The 17,876-nt window shown below is 73.3% G+C and carries 15 protein-coding genes and 2 tRNA genes; 4 read left to right on the top strand and 13 right to left on the bottom strand.

The window, feature by feature from the left end:
• Positions 1–63: 63 nt before the first annotated feature.
• Positions 64–330 (top strand): 30S ribosomal protein S20, encoded by a 267-nt coding sequence (rpsT, locus tag ACZ53N_RS09810; protein WP_087928167.1) that lies wholly within the window; start codon positions 64–66, stop codon positions 328–330.
• Positions 331–669: 339 nt separating this feature from the next.
• On the opposite strand, the gene holA is transcribed toward rpsT, so the two are convergent.
• On the bottom strand, positions 670–1,656 hold the full coding sequence (gene holA / locus ACZ53N_RS09805; protein ID WP_356456246.1) for a DNA polymerase III subunit delta: 987 nt from the start codon (positions 1,654–1,656) through the stop codon (positions 670–672).
• Between the two features lie 71 nt (positions 1,657–1,727).
• Here holA and ACZ53N_RS09800 point away from each other — a divergent pair, with 71 nt between their 5' ends.
• On the top strand, positions 1,728–2,003 hold the full coding sequence (locus tag ACZ53N_RS09800; protein ID WP_469140393.1) for a hypothetical protein: 276 nt from the start codon (positions 1,728–1,730) through the stop codon (positions 2,001–2,003).
• Between the two features lie 49 nt (positions 2,004–2,052).
• On the opposite strand, the gene ACZ53N_RS09795 is transcribed toward ACZ53N_RS09800, so the two are convergent.
• From ACZ53N_RS09795 to leuS, 6 genes are all read right to left on the bottom strand, one after another.
• Positions 2,053–2,841, bottom strand: coding sequence for an arylamine N-acetyltransferase family protein (locus ACZ53N_RS09795; protein ID WP_469140392.1), 789 nt, complete (start codon positions 2,839–2,841; stop codon positions 2,053–2,055).
• A gap of 84 nt (positions 2,842–2,925) precedes the next feature.
• A complete protein-coding gene (locus tag ACZ53N_RS09790; RefSeq protein WP_469140391.1) occupies positions 2,926–5,523 on the bottom strand; it encodes a ComEC/Rec2 family competence protein in 2,598 nt (865 codons plus the stop codon).
• Entirely contained in the window at positions 5,520–6,203 is a 684-nt protein-coding gene (locus tag ACZ53N_RS09785) for a ComEA family DNA-binding protein (RefSeq protein WP_469140390.1), read from the bottom strand. The genes ACZ53N_RS09790 and ACZ53N_RS09785 overlap by 4 nt, the downstream gene beginning before the upstream one ends.
• A 512-nt stretch (positions 6,204–6,715) precedes the next feature.
• Positions 6,716–7,561: a DegV family protein gene (locus tag ACZ53N_RS09780; RefSeq protein ID WP_469140389.1), complete on the bottom strand. Its 846-nt coding sequence runs from the start codon at positions 7,559–7,561 to the stop codon at positions 6,716–6,718.
• A 62-nt stretch (positions 7,562–7,623) separates the two neighbouring features.
• Entirely contained in the window at positions 7,624–8,370 is a 747-nt protein-coding gene (locus ACZ53N_RS09775) for a hypothetical protein (RefSeq protein ID WP_469140388.1), read from the bottom strand.
• Positions 8,371–8,526: 156 nt separating this feature from the next.
• Positions 8,527–11,373 carry a leucine--tRNA ligase gene (gene leuS, locus ACZ53N_RS09770; RefSeq protein WP_469140387.1) on the bottom strand — a complete coding sequence of 949 codons (2,847 nt, stop codon included), beginning with the start codon at positions 11,371–11,373 and terminating at the stop codon, positions 8,527–8,529.
• Positions 11,374–11,728: 355 nt separating this feature from the next.
• On the opposite strand from leuS, the gene ACZ53N_RS09765 reads away from it, so the two are divergent.
• Entirely contained in the window at positions 11,729–12,472 is a 744-nt protein-coding gene (locus ACZ53N_RS09765; protein ID WP_469140386.1) for a hypothetical protein, read from the top strand.
• 205 nt (positions 12,473–12,677) lie between these two features.
• Here ACZ53N_RS09765 and ACZ53N_RS09760 read toward each other — a convergent pair.
• Positions 12,678–12,750, bottom strand: a tRNA-Ala gene (locus tag ACZ53N_RS09760).
• A gap of 166 nt (positions 12,751–12,916) precedes the next feature.
• Between ACZ53N_RS09760 and ACZ53N_RS09755 the strand changes: the two genes are divergently transcribed.
• A complete protein-coding gene (locus ACZ53N_RS09755; protein ID WP_469140385.1) occupies positions 12,917–14,209 on the top strand; it encodes a glycosyltransferase 87 family protein in 1,293 nt (430 codons plus the stop codon).
• Here ACZ53N_RS09755 and ACZ53N_RS09750 read toward each other — a convergent pair.
• The 5 genes from ACZ53N_RS09750 to ACZ53N_RS09730 all read right to left on the bottom strand — a co-directional run bounded on the left by ACZ53N_RS09750 (position 14,188) and on the right by ACZ53N_RS09730 (position 17,875).
• On the bottom strand, positions 14,188–14,421 hold the full coding sequence (locus ACZ53N_RS09750) for a hypothetical protein (RefSeq protein ID WP_130877703.1): 234 nt from the start codon (positions 14,419–14,421) through the stop codon (positions 14,188–14,190). The genes ACZ53N_RS09755 and ACZ53N_RS09750 overlap by 22 nt on opposite strands.
• 267 nt (positions 14,422–14,688) lie before the next feature.
• Positions 14,689–14,761, bottom strand: a tRNA-Ala gene (locus ACZ53N_RS09745).
• Positions 14,762–14,887: 126 nt separating this feature from the next.
• Entirely contained in the window at positions 14,888–15,565 is a 678-nt protein-coding gene (locus ACZ53N_RS09740) for a histidine phosphatase family protein (RefSeq protein ID WP_469140527.1), read from the bottom strand.
• Positions 15,562–16,002 carry a ribosome silencing factor gene (gene rsfS / locus ACZ53N_RS09735; RefSeq protein ID WP_130877705.1) on the bottom strand — a complete coding sequence of 147 codons (441 nt, stop codon included), beginning with the start codon at positions 16,000–16,002 and terminating at the stop codon, positions 15,562–15,564. The genes ACZ53N_RS09740 and rsfS overlap by 4 nt, the downstream gene beginning before the upstream one ends.
• Before the next feature lie 121 nt (positions 16,003–16,123).
• Positions 16,124–17,875 (bottom strand): LCP family protein, encoded by a 1,752-nt coding sequence (locus tag ACZ53N_RS09730; RefSeq protein ID WP_469140384.1) that lies wholly within the window; start codon positions 17,873–17,875, stop codon positions 16,124–16,126.
• Position 17,876: the final 1 nt, after the last annotated feature.

Below are 17,876 nucleotides of genomic sequence, written 5' to 3'. Positions count from 1 at the left end.
TGCCTCGTGCCCTCTCGGGCCGGGGTGCTCATCGAAATCCGACGAAGCTGAAAAGGCTCTTTCGTGGCGAACATCAAGTCCCAGATCAAGCGGAACAAGACCAACGAGAAGGCGCGCCTGCGCAACAAGGCCGTCAAGTCCTCGGTCAAGACCGCTGTCCGCGCGGCCCGTGAGGCCCTGCTCGCCGGCGACGTCGAGAAGGCCACCGCCGCGGTTGCCGCGGCCGGCAAGAAGCTCGACAAGGCCGCCAGCAAGGGTGTCCTGCACAAGAACGCCGCCGCCAACAAGAAGTCGGCGCTGGCCAAGCAGGCTGCTGCCCTCAAGGCCTGAAGCCATTTCGGGGCGTGAGCCCCACCCCGTCGGTACGGACTCCGCGGACCCTCTCTACCGCGCCGTTCCGACACCCCATCGCAGCCAGGCTGCGATGCGCGCCGCACGCGGCCTGCGTTCGCCACGCGGGTGCGGCGCACTGAGCCTCACGGCTCGACGGCTCGATATCGAAGGCCCCGTGCCTGCCCTTCCCCAGGGCGGCACGGGGCCTTCGGCCGTTCGGGGCGGTGCGGGGCCATTCGGGGGATGCCGTGCCCCGGCCGGGGCGGGCATCGACCGGGGCGAACGGGGTGACGACGGGGCACGCAGGGCGGCCCGGCGGCCGCAGGCTCGCACCCCCTAGGAGCGGCTGCGGGCCGCCCTGGCGACGGCCACGACGGCCTTCTCCAGCGCGTACTCCGGATCGTCTCCGCCGCCCTTGACGCCCGCGTCGGCCTCGGCGACGGCGGTCAGGGCCGCCGCGACGCCGTCCGCCGACCAGCCGCGCATCTGCTGCCGCACCCGGTCGATCTTCCACGGCGGCATGCCCAGCTCACGGGCCAGATCGGCGGGGCGGGCGCCGCGCGGGGCGGAGGCCAGCTTGCCGATCGACCGCACGCCCTGCGCGAGCGCGCTCGTGATCAGCACCGGGGCGACGCCGGTCGACATCGCCCAGCGCAGCGCCTCCAGCGCCTCGGCCGCCCGGCCCTCCACGGCGCGGTCGGCGACGGTGAAGCTGGAGGCCTCGGCACGGCCCGTGTAGTAGCGGGCGACGACGGCCTCGTCGATGGTGCCCTCGATATCGGCGACGAGCTGCGCGCAGGCGCTCGCCAGCTCACGCAGATCGCTGCCGATCGCGTCCACCAGGGACTGACAGGCCTCGGGCGTCGCGGAGCGGCCCGTCGCCCGGAACTCCGACCGGACGAACGCCAGCCGGTCCGCCGGCTTGGTCATCTTCGGGCAGGCGACCTCCCGGGCCCCCGCCTTGCGCGCCGCGTCCAGCAGGCCCTTGCCCTTGGCGCCACCGGCGTGCAGGAGGACCAGGGTGATCTCCTCGGCGGGCGAGCCGAAGTAGTTCTTCACATCCTTGATCGTGTCCGCCGACAGGTCATGGGCATTGCGCACGATCACGACCTTGCGCTCCGCGAACAGCGACGGACTGGTCAGCTGGGCGAGCGTGCCGGGCTGGAGCGCGTCGGGCATGAGGTCGCGCACATCGGTGTCCGCGTCGGCGGCGCGGGCCGCCGTCACCACCTCCCGCACCGCGCGGTCGAGGAGCAGGTCCTCCTGGCCCACGGCGATCGTGAGGGGAGCGAGCGGGTCGTCGGTTGCAGTCTTCCTGGCCATCGCGTCCAGCATCCCACGCCCCACTGACACGCTCCCCGTGCGGCGGACCGGATATGACGCACAATGGGCGGGTGAGCAGCACTCCCATCTCTTTCCAAGCCTCCGATCCCGTCCGGCACCTGCTGGTGCTCCCCGACCGCGACGCCGCCGAGGAGGTGGCCGTCGAGACCGTGCAGCGGTTCGGTCTGACGGAGGAGCCCCCTGTCGTGCGTGACGCCCTCGCCGGGGAGGACGACGCCGAGGACGCCCAGTGGATCGTCGTCGTCGACGACCCGCGCGGCGCCCTGGACCCCGCCGCGCTGCGCGCGCTCGCCGAGGAGTACGAGGGCTGGCTCGAGGCGGAGTAGCGACGGGGCTGCCGCCTTCCCGGGCGCGGCGGCCTTCGCCGCTCGGTACCTACCGGGCCGACCGGGCCGACCGGGTGGCGCGCACTTCCGGCACCTCGTCCAGGTCGATACCGAAGTGCGTCCGGTAGGCGGGCAGGATCTCGTCCTCGGTCAGCGTCCGGTCCCGCCTGCCCGAAGCGCCGGTGATCACGAGCGTGCGGTCGCTGATCGTGACCCGCCCGTGCTCGGTGAGCCGGGAGCAGACCAGGTTCTGGGTGAAGTGGGACTTCGGCGAGGTGCGGTGCCACCAGCAGGCGCACTCGAACTCGGCCAGCTGCCGGGGGCGCTGCTCTATTCGGTACTGCAGCACGTCGTCGTGGAAGACGTCGAGGTCTCCTTCCTCGGTCTCGGCGATCCGGAACGTCCCTGCCGGGTCGCTCTGGTCGCCCCGCTCGGTGAGGCTCAGGGGGTAGTGGCTGTTCCGGCCGAAGCCGACGTCGACCAGCCAGGGCTCGGGTGTCTCGACGCGCAGCACCAAGTGGTCGTACGGCACACCGAGCCCCTCCTCGCCCATGACCCGCCCGGCGAGCAGCGTCACCGGGTAGCCGAGCGCGGTCAGCAGTTCGGCGAAGGAGCCGTTGAGTTCGTAACAGAAGCCGCCCCGGCGGCCGTGCACGATCTTGTCGACGAGGGCTTTGCCGTCGAGCACGATCTCCTCGCCGAGGTGGATGGACAAGCTCTCGAAGGGCACTGCTCTCAGGTGACGCAGGCACAGGTCGCGGAGGGCGTCCGCGTCGGGGGCGGCCGGTCGGGTCGCGTCGATCCGGCGGAGGTAGGCGTCGGTGTTGATGGCATCCATAGATCAGTTATGCCTCACGTGAGCTGATATGGCATCAGCCCACAGACCTACGTCCGACGGAGTCGTCCACACGGCGTCCTTGGGTCATCTCCGCCCCGCCGACCTCGCCTTTCCCCCTCCGACGGCGGTGGCCGCGCCGGTCACCGCGACCGGGCCGTCGGTGTCGGTCCGCAGGACCACCGCGCCCTGGGAGCGCAGGGCCGCGACTGTGCGGGGCGACGGATGGCCGTACGGGTTGCGGGCGCCCGCCGAGATCAGTGCCAGTCGTGGGCGGAGCCTGTGTATCAACTGCGGGTCCTGGTAGGCGGATCCGTGGTGCGCGACCTTGAGGACGTCCACCGGAGGCAGGTCCGGGTGGGTTTCCGACAGGGCCCGTTGGGCGGGCGGTTCGAGGTCGCCGAGCAGGAGGAAGGTGAGCCCGGCGGTACGGACGAGAAGGGTGACGCTGGCGTCGTTGGGCCCCTCCTCCGCCACGAAGGACGTGCCCCGGGGCGGCGGCCACAGCACTTCCCACGACAGGTCTCCCAGGCGGCGCCGCTCCCCCGGTGCCGCTGCGACGACGGGGACCCCCGCCCGCCCGGCCTCGCGGCGTACGAACGCGGCCTGGCCCGGCGGCTCGGCGAACGGCGTCGCCTGGATCACGCCGACCGCGCGGCCACGCAGCACGCCGGGCAGCCCGTCGACGTGGTCGGCGTGATAGTGGCTCAGCAGCAGGAGCGGCACCTTCTCGACGCCCAACGCGCGCAGGCAGTGGTCGACGGATCGCGGCTCGGGCCCGGCGTCCACGACGAGGGCGGTGCCGCTGCCCGCTGCGAGGACCAAGGCGTCGCCCTGGCCCACGTCACAGGCCACCAACCGCCAGTCGGGCGGCGGCCAGCCGGTGACGACCCGCGTCAGCGGGGCCGGGCGGACGATGGCGACCAGCAGGAGCAGGGCGCAGCCCGCGCACGCCCAGGGGCGGCGGATCAACCGGCGGGCGGCGAGCGCGGCGATGGCGGTGGCCGCGGCCAGCGCCAGCCCGCCCGGCCACCCGCCCGGCCAGCCGAGCTCCGCGCCGGGCAGTTCCGCACCGGTGCGGGCCACCGTGGCGATCCAGGACGCGGGCCAGCCGGCGACATGCGCGAGCCCCTCGGCGACGGGCGGGGCGAGCGGGGCCACGGCGAGTGCGGCGAAGCCGAGGACGGTGGCGGGGGCGACGGCCGGCTCGGCCAGGAGATTGCACGGGACGGCCACCAGGCTGACGCGTGCCGCCAGCACGGCGATCACTGGCGCGCACACGGCCTGCGCGGCCGCTGCCGCCGCGAGGACCTCCGCGATGCGGGCCGGGACGCCCCGTCGCCGCAGCGCGTCGCCCCAGCGGGGAGCGAGGGTCAGGAGGGCCCCGGTGGCCAGGACGGAGAGCAGGAAGCCGTAGCTGCGGGCCAGCCAGGGGTCGTAGAGGACGAGCAGCAGCACGGCCGCCGCCAGGGCGGGCAGCAGGCTGCGGCGCCGGCCCGTCCCGATCTCCAGCAGCGTGATCAGACCGCACGCGGCGGCTCGCAGCACGCTCGGCTCGGGGCGGCACACGATGACGAACCCGAGCACGAGCGCACCGCCCAGTACCGCCGTGAGCCGCAGCGGCACCCCGAGCCGGGCGGCGAGGCCACGGCGCTCGGCGCGGGTGGCCAGGTGCGGCGGCCCGATGAGCACGACCAGCAGGATCGTGAGGTTGCTGCCGGAGACGGCCAGTAGGTGCGTCAGGTCGGTGGCCCGGAACGCGTCCTCGAGATCGGGTGGAACGCGGGACGTGTCGCCGACGACCAGTCCGGGGAGCAACGCGCGGGCATCCGGCGCGAGTCCGCCCGTGGCCTCGCGCAGGCCCGACCGCAGCCGGGCGGCAGTGGCCTGGAGCGTGGAGGGGGGTGCGACGACCCGAGGGGGCTGGCGGCCTCCGACGCGAAGCACGGCGCCGACGCGGTCGCCCTCCCGGGCGGGCGGGGAAAGTCTGCCGTCGACGCGGAGCCGGGTCGACGGCAGCAGCCCGAGCCAGGAACGTGGCGCGATCAGCAGGACCGGCGTGCGGGTGGCGACGGTGCCGCGCGCGGTGACGACCCGGGTCGCCTCGGCCTCGAACACGACGGCGGGTGTGGTGCGGGCCGCTCCGCGCACATGCGGGCGGACGGGCCGTGGATCCGTGCCGACCGTCAACTCGACGGTGGCCTCCCCGTACCGCCGTGCCAGCTCCGGAAGCGGCCCCCGGTGCGTGTCGGCCGCCCGCAGGGCTGCCGCCGCGGCTCCGGCGGCAGCACACAGCATTACGGCTGCCACCGCGACCGCCGCACCCGCGCGGGCGGCCGCCCATCGCCGCGCCGCGGCCACCAGCGCCCCGGCGGCGATCACCGCCGTCCCGCAGACGACGGCGACCACGCTCCCGTCCGCTGTCAGAGCGCCCGCGGCGGCCGCCCATGCCGCGAGGGCGGGCACCATCAGCCGCAGATCGGCGGGACCGTCCGGACGGGCACGGGCTTGCCCGGCGGCGGGGGCGGGGGCCTGCCCGGTGGTCCGGGAGCGAGCCGCCCGGCGCCCCGTGCCTCGGGCTGGACCGCTGCCGGAGCCGGTGGGTGCGGCAGGCGAGGCGGTCGTCCGGGCCGGATGGGGCGTCCCAGGCGCGGCTCCAGGGTCGTAGCGGGTCGGCGGGCTCACGGCTGGACCAGGGGGCGGAGGTCGGTGAAGCGGCGGTTGCCGATGCCGTTGACCTGGCGGAGTTCGTCGACGGAGCGGAAGCCGCCGTGCCGGGTGCGGTAGTCGATGATGTGCTGGGCGAGGACCGGGCCCACGCCCGGAAGGGTGTCGAGCTGGTCGACCGTGGCGGCGTTGAGGCTGATCGGGCCGCTCGGGACCCCTGAACCGCCCGACCCGCCGGGCCCGCCCGCGGTCCCCGCCGCCCCGGCCGCCCCCGGCGCCCCCGCCGCCGGAGCGCTCGCGGTGGCGCCGACCACGATCTGTTCGCCGTCCGTGAGCACGCGCGCCCGGTTGAGGCCGGTGGTGTCCGTCCCCGGCCGGGATCCGCCCGCCGCGTTCAGCGCGTCGACGACCCTCGATCCGGACGGCAGCCGCTGGATACCGGGCCTGCGCACCTTGCCCGCCACATCCACCACCACGAGACCGCTCGGGCGGACGCTCGGCGGAGCCGCCGTCGGCATCGCCGCCTCGGTCGGGGCCGCCACCGCCGCGGGCATCTCACGGACGGGTGCCCGCACGGTCTGCGGACGCCCTGTCCAGAAGTGATACGCGGCGAAGACGCTCGCGGCGATCAGGACGACCGTCAGCGCGGCGAGGGTCCTGGGCTCCAGGCCGCACCGCAGTTGCACCCACATCGGCATCCGCTCCCCCACGGCGACGCGCCAACCGGCCCGCCGCCGGGCGGGATCGGGCGGATCCGGGCTGCCGTGCCCGGCAGGCCGCGACCCGAACGACCCACCCGCCCCTCTCCCCGATCCCGCACTCGCACCGACCGGGGGAACGCCACCGCTACCGTCCCCGCTGGAGGAAACGCGGCGCGAAACGCCCGCCGCCGGGCGCACACCGGACACCGCATCGCCGCTCCCCGCATCGGACGCCGCGTCAGAGCCAGGCCCGGCGAACAGCGCCGCCGCCCGTTGGTGCGGCGCGGGAGCAGAACCTCTGACAGGCACGGAAAGTGATCGAGTCGTCATGGAACGCGACCGTAGACGTCTTTGCGCGAGCCCGCTCCGACGTCCCAAATCCCGTGGATAACCCGCCGGTTGTGGAAAACCCCGCCACCCGAACAGGTGGCTCGATCCAGGCCGGGCCAGTCCGTCTCAGCCCGCGCGCTCAGCCCGCCCCAGACCGTGCCCGAGCTGCGCCCCCGGCGCTACCGCGCCGAGACCACCACCGCGAGCAGCCCCGGCCCCGTGTGCGCCCCGATGACCGCGCCGACCTCGCTGACGTGCAGGTCCACCAGCCCCGGCACCCGCTCGCGCAACCGGTCCGCGAGGTCGTTCGCACGCTCGGGGGCGGCCAGATGGTGGACCGCGACGTCGACCGGGGCGGCGGCCGCCCGCTCCACGGCGATCTCTTCGAGGCGGGCGATGGCCTTGGAGGCCGTACGCACCTTCTCGCGCATCTCGATCCGGCCGCCGTCCAGCTGCAGCAGCGGTTTCACGGCGAGCGCCGAGCCCAGCAGCGCCTGCGCGGCCCCGATACGGCCGCCCCGGCGCAGGTAGTCGAGGGTGTCGACGTAGAAGTACGCGGCCGTGCCCTGCGCGCGCTTCTCGGCGGCGGCCACCGCCTCGTCGAGCGTGCCGCCGGCGGCGGCGGTGTCCGCGGCGGCCAGCGCGCAGAAGCCGAGGGCCATGGCGACCATCCCGGTGTCCACGACCCGCACGGGTACGGGCGCCTCCCGCGCCGCGAGGACGGCCGCGTCGTACGTGCCGGAGAACTCGGCGGAAAGGTGAAGGGAGACGATCCCCGTGGCGCCCGCGTCGGCCGCCGCGCGGTAGGCGGCGGCGAAGACCTCGGGGCCGGGCCGCGACGTGGTCACCGGCTTGCGCTTCTGGAGCGCCTGCGCGACGGAACGGGCCGAGATCTCGGTGCCCTCTTCGAGCACCTGGTCGCCCAGGACGACCGCCAGCGGAACGGCGGTGATGCCGTGCCGCTCCATCGCCTCCTGCGGCAGGTAGGCCGTTGAGTCAGTGACGATCGCGACATGGCGGGACATGCTCCGGAGATTACCCGCCGGGACCCGTGGACGGCAGTGCGGGCCGGGGATCCGCGATCACTTCAGGTCGTGCTCTCGGGCCTGCGGGTCTTCTGCCAGGAGTACCCGGGCTGCCGCCACGCGTCCCGCGCGGTGATCGCGGGCCGCACCGGCTCCGCCTCGGGCGCCGTCACGCCCTCCGCACCCTCCGCGCTGACGCCCGCACCCGTGGCCGACGTCCGGGCACCGGATCCGGCCCCCGTGGGAGCCGCCTGCGGCTCCTCCTCCGTCGTCCAGTGCCGCAGCGCGCCGGCCTCCATCCGGATCTGCTCGCTGAGCACCGCCAGATCGTCGTCGGCGAACTGCCGCGCCCGGTCCTGCGCCGCCCACCGCAGCGAATCCGCCGAGTGCGTGACGCGCTCCACGCGCTCCCGCAGCTCGGGCAGGCTCCCGGCGACGCGGGCCTTGTCCGGCTCGGACTCCAGCCGCTTGAGGTCCGCGTCGATCTCCTGACCGTGCGCGCTGAGCCGCCGGAAGAGGGCCAGGGCCTCGGACAGCGACGGGTCGTCCGGCGCCGCGACCCGCAGGGCCTCCTGGGTGGCGCGCATCGACGTCCGCAGCGACAGGCGCAGCTCGGCGACCTCACCGGCCGCCCCGGGCTGCACGTACTGCTTGGCCTTCAGCCGGGTGTCCTCGACGGTGCGGCGGGCCTGGGTGACGGTACGGTCCACACCGCGCTTGACGGCGCGCACGGACCTCACCACGGCGATCACCCCGAGCGCGACGAAGACCGCGAACATCAGCGCGACGATCACGGCCACGGCTTCCATGAGCGCTCCTCAGCGGGGTCGGTCCGACCGATCTGCGTTACCCCTCCACCGTAAACGGAAAGGGCAGGCCGGGGGTTCCACCGGAACCCCCAACCTGCCCGTAGGGACAAACCCTCAGACCGCCCGTGACGACCGTGGACCGTCCCGGAAGGACCGCTACGCGGGAACGATGTTCACGAGCTTCGGCGCCCGCACGACGACCTTGCGGATGCCCGCACCACCCAGCGCCGCGACGACCGCCGGGTCCGCCAGCGCGATCTTCTCCAGCTCCTCGTCGGAGATCGCCGGGGGGACCTCCAGGCGCGCCTTGACCTTGCCCTTGATCTGGACGACGCAGGTCACGGCCTCGTCGACCAGGTACGCCGGGTCGGCCACGGGGAAGGCCTCGTGCACGACCGAGCCGGAGTGGCCCAGCTTGCGCCACAGCTCCTCGGCGATGTGCGGGGCCAGCGGAGCGACCAGCAGCACCATCCGCTCGGCGACGGAGCGGGGCACCTCCGGCAGCTTGGTCACGAAGTTGTTCAGCTCGGTGACCTTGGCGATGGCGGTGTTGAACCGCAGGTTCGCCATGTCCTGGCCGGCGCCGTCAATGGCCTTGTGCAGGGCGCGCAGCGTCGCCTCGTCGGGCTCGGCGTCGACGACGGTGACCTCGCCGGTGTTCTCGTCCACCACGTTGCGCCACAGGCGCTGCAGCAGCCGGTACTGGCCGACGACGGCACGGGTGTCCCAGGGGCGCGAGACGTCCAGGGGGCCCATGGCCATCTCGTACAGGCGCAGCGTGTCGGCGCCGTACTCGGCACAGATCTCGTCCGGCGTGACGGCGTTCTTCAGGGACTTGCCCATCTTGCCCAGGACCCGGCTGACCGGCTCACCCTGGTGGAAGAACTTTCCGTCGCGCTCCTCCACCTCGGTGGCCGGCACGGCGATGCCGCGGCTGTCGCGGTAGACGAACGCCTGGATCATGCCCTGGTTGTAGAGCTTGTGGAACGGCTCGTTCGAGGCGATGTGGCCCAGGTCGAAGAGGACCTTGGACCAGAAGCGGGCGTACAGCAGGTGCAGCACGGCGTGCTCGGCGCCGCCGACGTACAGGTCGACGCCGCCGTGCGGCTGTCCCTCGCGCGGGCCCATCCAGTACTGCTCGGCGTCGGCGGAGACCAGCTGCTCGCCGTTGCGCGGGTCCAGGTAGCGCAGCTCGTACCAGCAGGAACCGGCCCAGTTGGGCATGGTGTTGGTCTCGCGGCGGTAGCGCTTGACGCCGTCGCCGAGGTCCAGCTCCACGTTGACCCAGTCCTCGTTGCGGGACAGGGGGGGCTCCGGGGAGGTGTCGGCGTCGTCGGGCTCGAAGGTGCGCGGCGAGTAGTCCTCGACCTCGGGCAGCTCCAGCGGCAGCATCGACTCCGGCAGCGGGTGGGCGACGCCGGCCTCGTCGTAGACGATCGGGAAGGGCTCGCCCCAGTAGCGCTGACGGCTGAACAGCCAGTCGCGCAGCCGGAAGTTGATGGTGCCCTCGCCGATGCCGCGCTCGGTCAGGTGGGCGATGACGGCGCGCTTGGCCTCGTCGACGTCCATGCCGTTGAGGTCGATCTCGGCGTTGGCGGAGTTGATCGCCGGGCCCTGGCCGCCGTAGGCCTCGCCCTCCCAGCCCTCGGGAGGCTGGACCGTGCGGACGACGGGCAGGTCGAAGACGGTCGCGAACTCCCAGTCGCGCTCGTCCTGACCGGGGACGGCCATGATCGCGCCGGTGCCGTAGCCCATCAGGACGTAATCGGCGACGAAGACGGGGATCTGCTCGCCGGTCAGCGGGTTGAGGGCGTACGCGCCGGTGAAGACGCCGGTCTTGTCCTTGCCCTCGGTCTGGCGCTCCACGTCGGTCTTCGACTGCGCCTGCTTGCGGTAGGCGGCGATGGCGTCGGCCGGGGTGCGGGCGCCGCCGGTCCACGCGTCCTTGGTGCCCTGCGGCCACTCGGCGGGCACGATGGTGTCGACCAGCCCGTGCTCGGGGGCCAGCACCATGTAGGTGGCGCCGAAGAGGGTGTCGGGGCGGGTGGTGAAGACGGTGATCTTCTCGTCGCGGCCGGCGACCTGGAAGGCGACGCGGGCGCCCTCGCTGCGGCCGATCCAGTTGCGCTGCTGCTGCTTGATGGCCTCGGGCCAGTCCAGCGCGTCCAGGTCGTCGATCAGGCGGTCCGCGTAGGCGGTGATCCGCATGTTCCACTGGCGCAGCTTGGACTTGAAGACGGGGAAGTTGCCGCGCTCGGAGCGGCCGTCGGCGGTGACCTCCTCGTTGGCCAGCACGGTGCCCAGGCCGGGGCACCAGTTGACGGGCGCGTCGGAGGCGTAGGCCAGGCGGTACTCGCCCAGGACGTCGGCGCGCTCGGCCTCGCTCAGCTCGCTCCAGGCGCGCCCCGCGTCGACGGCGCGCTCGCCGGACTCGAACTGGGCGACCAGCTCACTGATCGGGCGGGCCTTCTTCGCATCCTCGTCGTACCAGGAGTTGAAGATCTGCAGGAAGATCCACTGGGTCCACTTGTAGTAGTCCGGGTCGATCGTCGCGAAGGACCGGCGCTTGTCGTGGCCCAGGCCCAGCCGGCGCAGCTGTGCCTTCATGTTGTCGATGTTGGCCTCGGTGGAGACCCGGGGGTGCGTACCGGTCTGCACGGCGTACTGCTCGGCGGGCAGGCCGAAGGCGTCGAAGCCGAGGGTGTGCAGGACGTTGTGGCCCGTCATGCGGTGGTAGCGCGCGTAGACGTCGGTGGCGATGTAGCCCAGCGGATGGCCGACGTGCAGGCCCGCACCCGAGGGGTACGGGAACATGTCCATGATGAACTTCTTGGGCCGGGCGACGGTCTCGGGGTCGCCCGCCAGGTCACCGGTGGGGTTGGGCGCCTCGTAGGTGCCGTCGGCGTCCCAGAAGTCCTGCCAGCGTGCCTCGATGTCAGCGGCCAGCGCGGCCGTGTAGCGGTGCGGGGCAGCCGGCTCGGCGGCGGAAGTGGTCTCGCTCATCGTCCTCAAAGCTCCATCGATCGTCGTCTCTGCATGCGGTCCGGGAAATGAAAAAGCCCCTCGCACAGGAGGGGACGCCGCGCCGATGCCGACCGGGCTGTCACCGGTCGGCTTTGATCAGCGCGGCCCGCTAAGCAGAAGGCGTACGGCACGCATGGGGCCAGGTTACCGCAGCGACCGAAGGCCCCGCGCAGACGGCCGCCGCGAGAGGCCCCCTGGGCGGGTGCGACGGGCCGCCGGGTTTATCCGGCGGAACACCGCAGAACGGACCGACGCTAGCAGTCACGAGGGCCCCGGTCGCCGAGGTTGCGCGAAGCGGAACGTACGCCCTACGCGCTCCCTAGCGTTCGGGGACATGGACCTGCACCGCTTCCTCGACCACACGGGCGGCGTCCTCGCCCTGGTCTCGCTCACCGCGACCGTCGCCTGGGGGCTCCTCGCCACCGACCGGCTGCTGCTGTCCCCGCGCGACCGGCTGCTCGCCCAGGGCGTGCACCGCGCGACCGGAGTCTGCGCGCTCGGCTTCCTCCTCGTGCACGTCACGCTCAAGGTGACGGACGCCCGGGTGGGCCCAGCCGCGCTGCTGCCCTTCCCCTCCGGGTCGGGCGGATCGGGCGGGTCGGGTGACAGCGGCGCTCTCATCGCGCTCGGCGCGCTCGCCGGTTACCTCATGGTGCTCGCCGCGGCGAGCGGTGCCCTGCGGAGCGCCTTCGCCGGGCGCGGGCGCGCCGCCCGCCGGTGGCGCGCCCTGCACGCCTGCGCGTACCCGGCCTGGTGCGCCGCCGTCCTGCACGGCCTCAAGTCCGGCCGCACCCCGTCGGGTTGGGTGACCGGCTGCTACGTGCTCTGCCTCGCGGCCGTGGCGGGGGCGCTCGTCGCGCGGTTCGCGCACGCCCGCCGCCGACGGCCCCGGGCGCCCCGGGCAACCGAGGCGCCCGCCCTCCGCCCGGCCCCGACGGGCGGCGCCCACGCCCGCCGCGGCGCACCGGTCGCGCCGCGCCCCCGCCCTGGGCACGCGCTCGGGCACGGGGCACCCGGCCCGGCGGCACCACGCTCTCCGCGACACCTGGCCCGCGAGGCCTCGGGCCGGAACCGATGACCGGCCCGGGGTCGGGCGCGCCGGCGGCCGTACGGGAGGCGGCGCGGGGGCTGCGCGGGGCTTGCGGGGCCCCGCCCAGGCGGTCGGCGCGCTTCGCCCTGAGCGCCCTGACGGCGTCGCGGACGATCTGACGGCCCACGGCCCGGGTGGCGGTCCGGAAAACGCCGAACGGGCCGCCCTATTCGGACGACCCGTTCATTCACTGTGGAGCTAAGGAGAATTGAACTCCTGACCTCCTGCATGCCATGCAGGCGCTCTACCAACTGAGCTATAGCCCCTTGTTTTGTTTTCCCGCCCGGTTCCCCCGGCGACATCGACTACATTACACGGACCTCCCCGCCATCTGCCAAATCGATGGCCCGTCAGCGCTTGAAACGCGCCCGCACAGGGTAGCGTCGTCCGTCTGATGACGATTTGTCCCGGAGGTTCCCGGAGCCGAGCCGCGTGACAGTCCGCCGTGGCACGCTGCTCGCCGCCGCGGGCTGCGTGGTCTCCTTCGGCTGCCTCTGGCCGGCCCAGTACCTCGCCCACGTCTCGATGATCGACCTGCTGGTCTACCGGGCGGAGGGCTGGACCGTACGGAACGGGGGCGATCTCTACGCGATGCGCGCCACCCACGCGCGCCTCCTCGCCACCTACCCGCCCTTCGCGGCGCTGCTGTTCACCCCCCTCACCCTGCTCGCCACCGCCCCGCTGCGCGTGCTCGCGACGCTCACCAACCTCGCGCTGCTCATCTCGCTGGTCCACCTCTCGCTGCGGCTGATCGACCGCCGCCCGCCGCGGGCGACCGTGACGCTCGCTGCCGCCGCCCTGTGCGTCTGGTGCGAACCGGTGTGGACGACGCTGCGCTACGGGCAGGTGAATCTGCTGCTCGCCGTGCTGGTGCTGTGGGATCTGACCCGGCCGGCGGCCCACCGCTGGGCGGGCGTGGGCACCGGTCTCGCGGCGGGCATCAAGCTCACCCCGGCGCTCTTCGTGGTCTTCCTGGCCCTGTCGGGCCTGGCGCGACGGCCCGGGGCGGGCCACTGGCTGCGGCAGGCCCTCGTCGCCACCGCCGCTTTCGTCGGCACGGTGGCCGCGGGCGCCCTCGTCCTGCCGCACGACGCGCGCCGCTTCTGGACGGGCACCGTGTTCGCCGCCGGGCGGGCCGGGCCCGCCGAGGACACCGCCAACCAGTCGCTGCGCGGCGTCCTCGCCCGGCTGCTGCACACCGGCGACCCCGGCCCGTGGTGGCTGGTCGTCGCCTCGGCCGTGGCCCTGCTGGGCCTCGGGGTCGCGGTCGGGGTGCGGCTGTACGGGCCCGCGCCGACCGCGCCGGCCTGGGGCGCGCTCTGCTGTGCCGCGACGGCGCTGATCGTCAGTCCCGTCTCGTGGTCGCACCACTGGGTGTGGTGCGTCCCGATGACGCTGCTGCTCGTCTCGGAGGCGGCCTTCCGGCGCAGCGCCGCGTGGTGGGCGGTGGCCGCGGGCACCGGCGCGCTCTTCTTCTCGTACGCCCTGTGGTGGGTCCCGCACGTCTCGGAGGCGCGGCTCGAACTGCACCAGAACGGCGGTCAGATGCTGCTGTCCGCCGGCTATCCGGCGTTCGGCGCGGCCTTCTTGGGGTTGGCGGCCGTCGTGGGGCTCACCGGCCGACGGCAGCCCCACCCCCGGTGCGCGCCGCCGACGGAGCCTCAGGCCCTGGCTGCGGGGTCTCAGGCCCGGACGGCCGAGCCTCAGGCTCTGGCGAAGGAGTAGAAGCGCTTCAGCGCGCAGTGCTCGTCGAGCAACCGGCCGTAGATCGGCTCGCCCTCGAGCTCACGGTAGGTCTCGATCGGGTCGCCTTTTATGATCAGCGCCCGCGCGCACTCCACACACCAGTACTGATACGCGGAGTTGAGCGGCTCCATGTCGCGGACGATCGGTGTTCCGCTGCCGCACCAGTCGCACTTCCGGCTGTGTGCACCCATCGGTCAGCTCCCCCTGTGGCGGCGGGCCGTGCGGAGAGAGTAATCGCAGCTGTGAACGCGTCCGTGAACGCGTCTGCGCGCGTCGTGCCCGTGGCGGGAAGCCGCGCCGCGAGGAACGTCGACCCCCTTGAGGACGCACAGCGACATGGCGCTTTCCCTCCCCTTCGGCCCCGTCCGCACCCGGCCGTCCGATTCTGCCATGGGAACGTGCCGCAACAGCAAACAATCCCGCCTCCCTCTGAGAGGGAGACGGGATCGTCCGGATTGTGGAGCTAAGGAGAATTGAACTCCTGACCTCCTGCATGCCATGCAGGCGCTCTACCAACTGAGCTATAGCCCCGCTGTTCTCAGGTCTTCCGGCGTTTCCCCCGGCGTTTCCCGCGAACAAGAAGAACTTTAGCCTGCGACCTGCCCAGATGTGAAATCCGGTCCCGGCAGGCCGCCGGCGTCGGTCCTTCGGCCCCGCTCAGTCGTCGTCGCCGAGCACCGGCTCGGGGAGCGTGCCGGCGTTGTGCTCCAGCAGACGCCAGCCGCGGGCGCCCTCGCCCAGCACCGACCAGCAGCAGTTGGTGAGGCCGCCGAGCGACTCCCAGGTCCCCGGCTCCAGGCCGAGCAGCCGGCCGATGGTGGTGCGGATCGTGCCGCCGTGGCTGACCACGACGAGCGTGCCGCCGTCCGGCAGCTTCTCGGCCGCGCCGAGCACGACCGGGGCGGCCCGGTCGGCGACCTCGGTCTCCAGCTCGCCGCCGCCGCGCCGCACGGGCTCGCCGCGCTTCCACGCCGCGTACTGCTCGCCGTAGGCCGCGATGATCTCGTCGTGCGTCAGCCCCTGCCAGGCTCCCGCGTACGTCTCGCGCAGCCCGGCGTCGGAGGCGATCTCCAGGCCCGTGACGGCGGCCAGCTCGGCGGCGGTGGCCATGGCGCGTCGCAGGTCCGAGGCGACGATGGCGTCCGGCCGCAGCGCGGCCAGCAGCCGGGCGGCCCGGCGCGCCTGGGCGACACCGGTGTCCGTCAGCTCGATGTCCGTGGAGCCCTGGAAGCGGCGCTCCAGGTTCCAGGCGGTCTGCCCGTGCCGCCACAGGACGATGCGGCGGCCACGGGCGGCCGGGACGGGTGCCGTGGTGCCGGTGTCCGCGCCGTTCAGCTCAGCTCACCGTCCAGGTCGGCCGCGGCGGCCTGGCTCTCGGCGTGCTCGGCGGCCTTGCCCCGGGTGGCGACGGCGTCGGCCGGCAGCTCGATCTCGGGGCAGTCCTTCCACAGCCGCTCCAGGGCGTAGAAGACACGCTCCTCGCTGTGCTGCACGTGGACGACGATGTCGACGTAGTCGAGCAGCACCCAGCGGGCGTCGCGGTCGCCCTCACGGCGGACCGGCTTGGCGCCGAGCTCCTTGTTGAGGTGCTCCTCGATCTCGTCGACGATCGACTTGACCTGGCGGTCGTTGGGGGCGGAGGCGAGCAGGAAGGCGTCGGTGATCGACAGCACGTCGCTGACGTCGTACGCGATGATGTCGTGCGCGAGCTTGTCGGCGGCCGCCTGGGCGGCGGCCTTGATCAGCTCGATGGAGCGGTCCGTGGCGGTCACAAGCCATGCTTTCGATAAAGAGGGTCAGTACCTCTCAAGGGTCTCACGACCCGCCAACCGCTTTCCGGGCCGTTTCGGACGGGCGCGGGGCCCGGTGGCCGAAACGGCCCGGAGCGGCGGCTCAGCCCTTGTAGTCCTTGCCCAGGGTGACGGTGATGTCGGCGTTGGGCGCGCCCGCCGCCTTCTTCACCGCGCCGGCCGGCAGGCCCAGCGTCTTGGCGACCTCCTTGGCCTCGGCCGCCCGCTTGTCGTCCGCGTAGGTCACCGTCGAGGCGGCGGCGGCCGCGGCCGTGCCGGCGTCGACGTGGGTGTAGCCGCTGTTGACCAGCGTGACCTGGGCGGACTGGGTGGCTGTCCTGCCTCCGGTGGCGTTCTTCACGCTCACCCGGGGCGTCGCGTCCGGGGCGGTGTTGCGGACGGTGCCGCCGAGCACGTCCTTGACCACGCTGTCGGTCGCCTGCGCGCTGAGCGTCCCGTCCTTCTGCACGGGCAGCACGGCGGTGTCGTACGAGCCGTTCTTGGCCTGGGTCGCGAGCTGGGCCAGCGAGGCGCCGAGCTCCTTGACCGACAGGGAGGGGTCGGGGATCTGGGCGAGCGAGTCCACCGTGGTGATGGCGGGGCCGGGGTCGTCGGGCATCTTCTTCAGCACGGCTGACATGACCTGGCCGAACCGGACCAGCTGCTTGTCCGGGCTCTCGCCGGGCGCGCGATGGGTGGCGTAGCCGACGGCCATCTGACCGCTGAGGTCCTGCCCCTTGCCCTGCCGGACCAGCGGGCGGTCGCCGGACTTCGCGCCGGGGACGGTGGCGTCGGTGTCGACGACGATGCCGCCGACCAGGTCGACGAGGTTCTCCAGGTAGGGGGTGTCCAGCCGCCAGCTGCCCTTGATGTCGGCGCCGAGCAGAGCGTTCAGGGCGTCCCGGGTGGCGCCGGTGCCCTCGTCCTGCACGGACTTGCCGAGCGTGGTGGAGCCGCCGCCCTCCTTGGAGACGGCCAGCGCGTTCGGCAGCAGGACCGTGGTGCCCTTCTTGGTGGTCTCGTTGTCGACGAGCAGGGCGGTGGAGCTGAGGCCGCCCTTCGTCTGCCGCAGATGCACCACGATCACGTCGCGCTTCTGCCCGCCGCCGCTCGCCGTCGTGCCCTTCTTCGCGTCGGACCCGCCGAGCACGAGGTAGCCGATCCCGCCGCCGAGCGCGAGGACGAGTACGACGACGAGGGCGACGACGCGGTTACGTCCCTTGCGTTTGCGCTCGTCGCGGCGCTCGGTGCGGCTCTCGCTGAACTTGAGCCAGTCGATGACGTCCTCGGAGTCCTCGTCCGGCTCCTCGATGAAGGAGAACTGCTCGGTGCGGTAGTCCGGCGCCGCCGGGGCGTCGGAGGCGTCCGGGGCCCGCCGGGGCTCCGGCATCGGCACCGGCTCCGGCGTCTGCTCCGCCTCCCGGTGGCCCGGCTCCTCGTGGACGGGGGCACCCGCCTGCCGGGGGATCCACTCCTGCTGCCGGGTCTGCGGCTGTGCGGCCGGGTACGTGTCGTAACCCTGCTGCCCCGTTGCGCCGTACGGGTCATGGCCGTAGCCCTGCTGCCGGCCCTGCTGTCCCGTCGCGCCGGCGCCGTACCCGTCGTCCTGCCCGTACTGCTGCCCGTCGGGGTGCCCGTACTGCTCCTGCCCGTACTGCTGTCCGCCGTCGTGCCCGTACTGCTCGTGTCCGTGCTGCTGGTGTCCGTGCTGCTGCGGGAGGGCCTGGCCGTACTGGTCGTACACGCGCTCCGGGGCGTTCGGCTGGTACACCGGCTGTCCGTAGGCGTCGTAGCCGTACACCTGCGGTTGCCGCGCGTACGGGTCGTGCGCGTACGGGTCCTGTCGGTCGTTCACC

It is taken from the genome of Streptomyces sp. NPDC033229 (genome assembly GCF_055576875.1).
This window is presented reverse-complemented; position numbering and strand designations above follow the sequence as displayed.

Coding starts and splice junctions, on each gene's coding strand:
- holA (WP_356456246.1), bottom strand. CDS start 1,656: ATGGCCAGGAAGACTGCAACCGACGACCCGCTCGCTCCCCTCACGATC.
- ACZ53N_RS09795 (WP_469140392.1), bottom strand. CDS start 2,841: ATGGATGCCATCAACACCGACGCCTACCTCCGCCGGATCGACGCGACC.
- ACZ53N_RS09785 (WP_469140390.1), bottom strand. CDS start 6,203: ATGCCGATGTGGGTGCAACTGCGGTGCGGCCTGGAGCCCAGGACCCTC.
- ACZ53N_RS09780 (WP_469140389.1), bottom strand. CDS start 7,561: ATGTCCCGCCATGTCGCGATCGTCACTGACTCAACGGCCTACCTGCCG.
- ACZ53N_RS09775 (WP_469140388.1), bottom strand. CDS start 8,370: ATGGAAGCCGTGGCCGTGATCGTCGCGCTGATGTTCGCGGTCTTCGTC.
- leuS (WP_469140387.1), bottom strand. CDS start 11,373: ATGAGCGAGACCACTTCCGCCGCCGAGCCGGCTGCCCCGCACCGCTAC.
- ACZ53N_RS09765 (WP_469140386.1), top strand. CDS start 11,729: ATGGACCTGCACCGCTTCCTCGACCACACGGGCGGCGTCCTCGCCCTG.
- ACZ53N_RS09750 (WP_130877703.1), bottom strand. CDS start 14,421: ATGGGTGCACACAGCCGGAAGTGCGACTGGTGCGGCAGCGGAACACCG.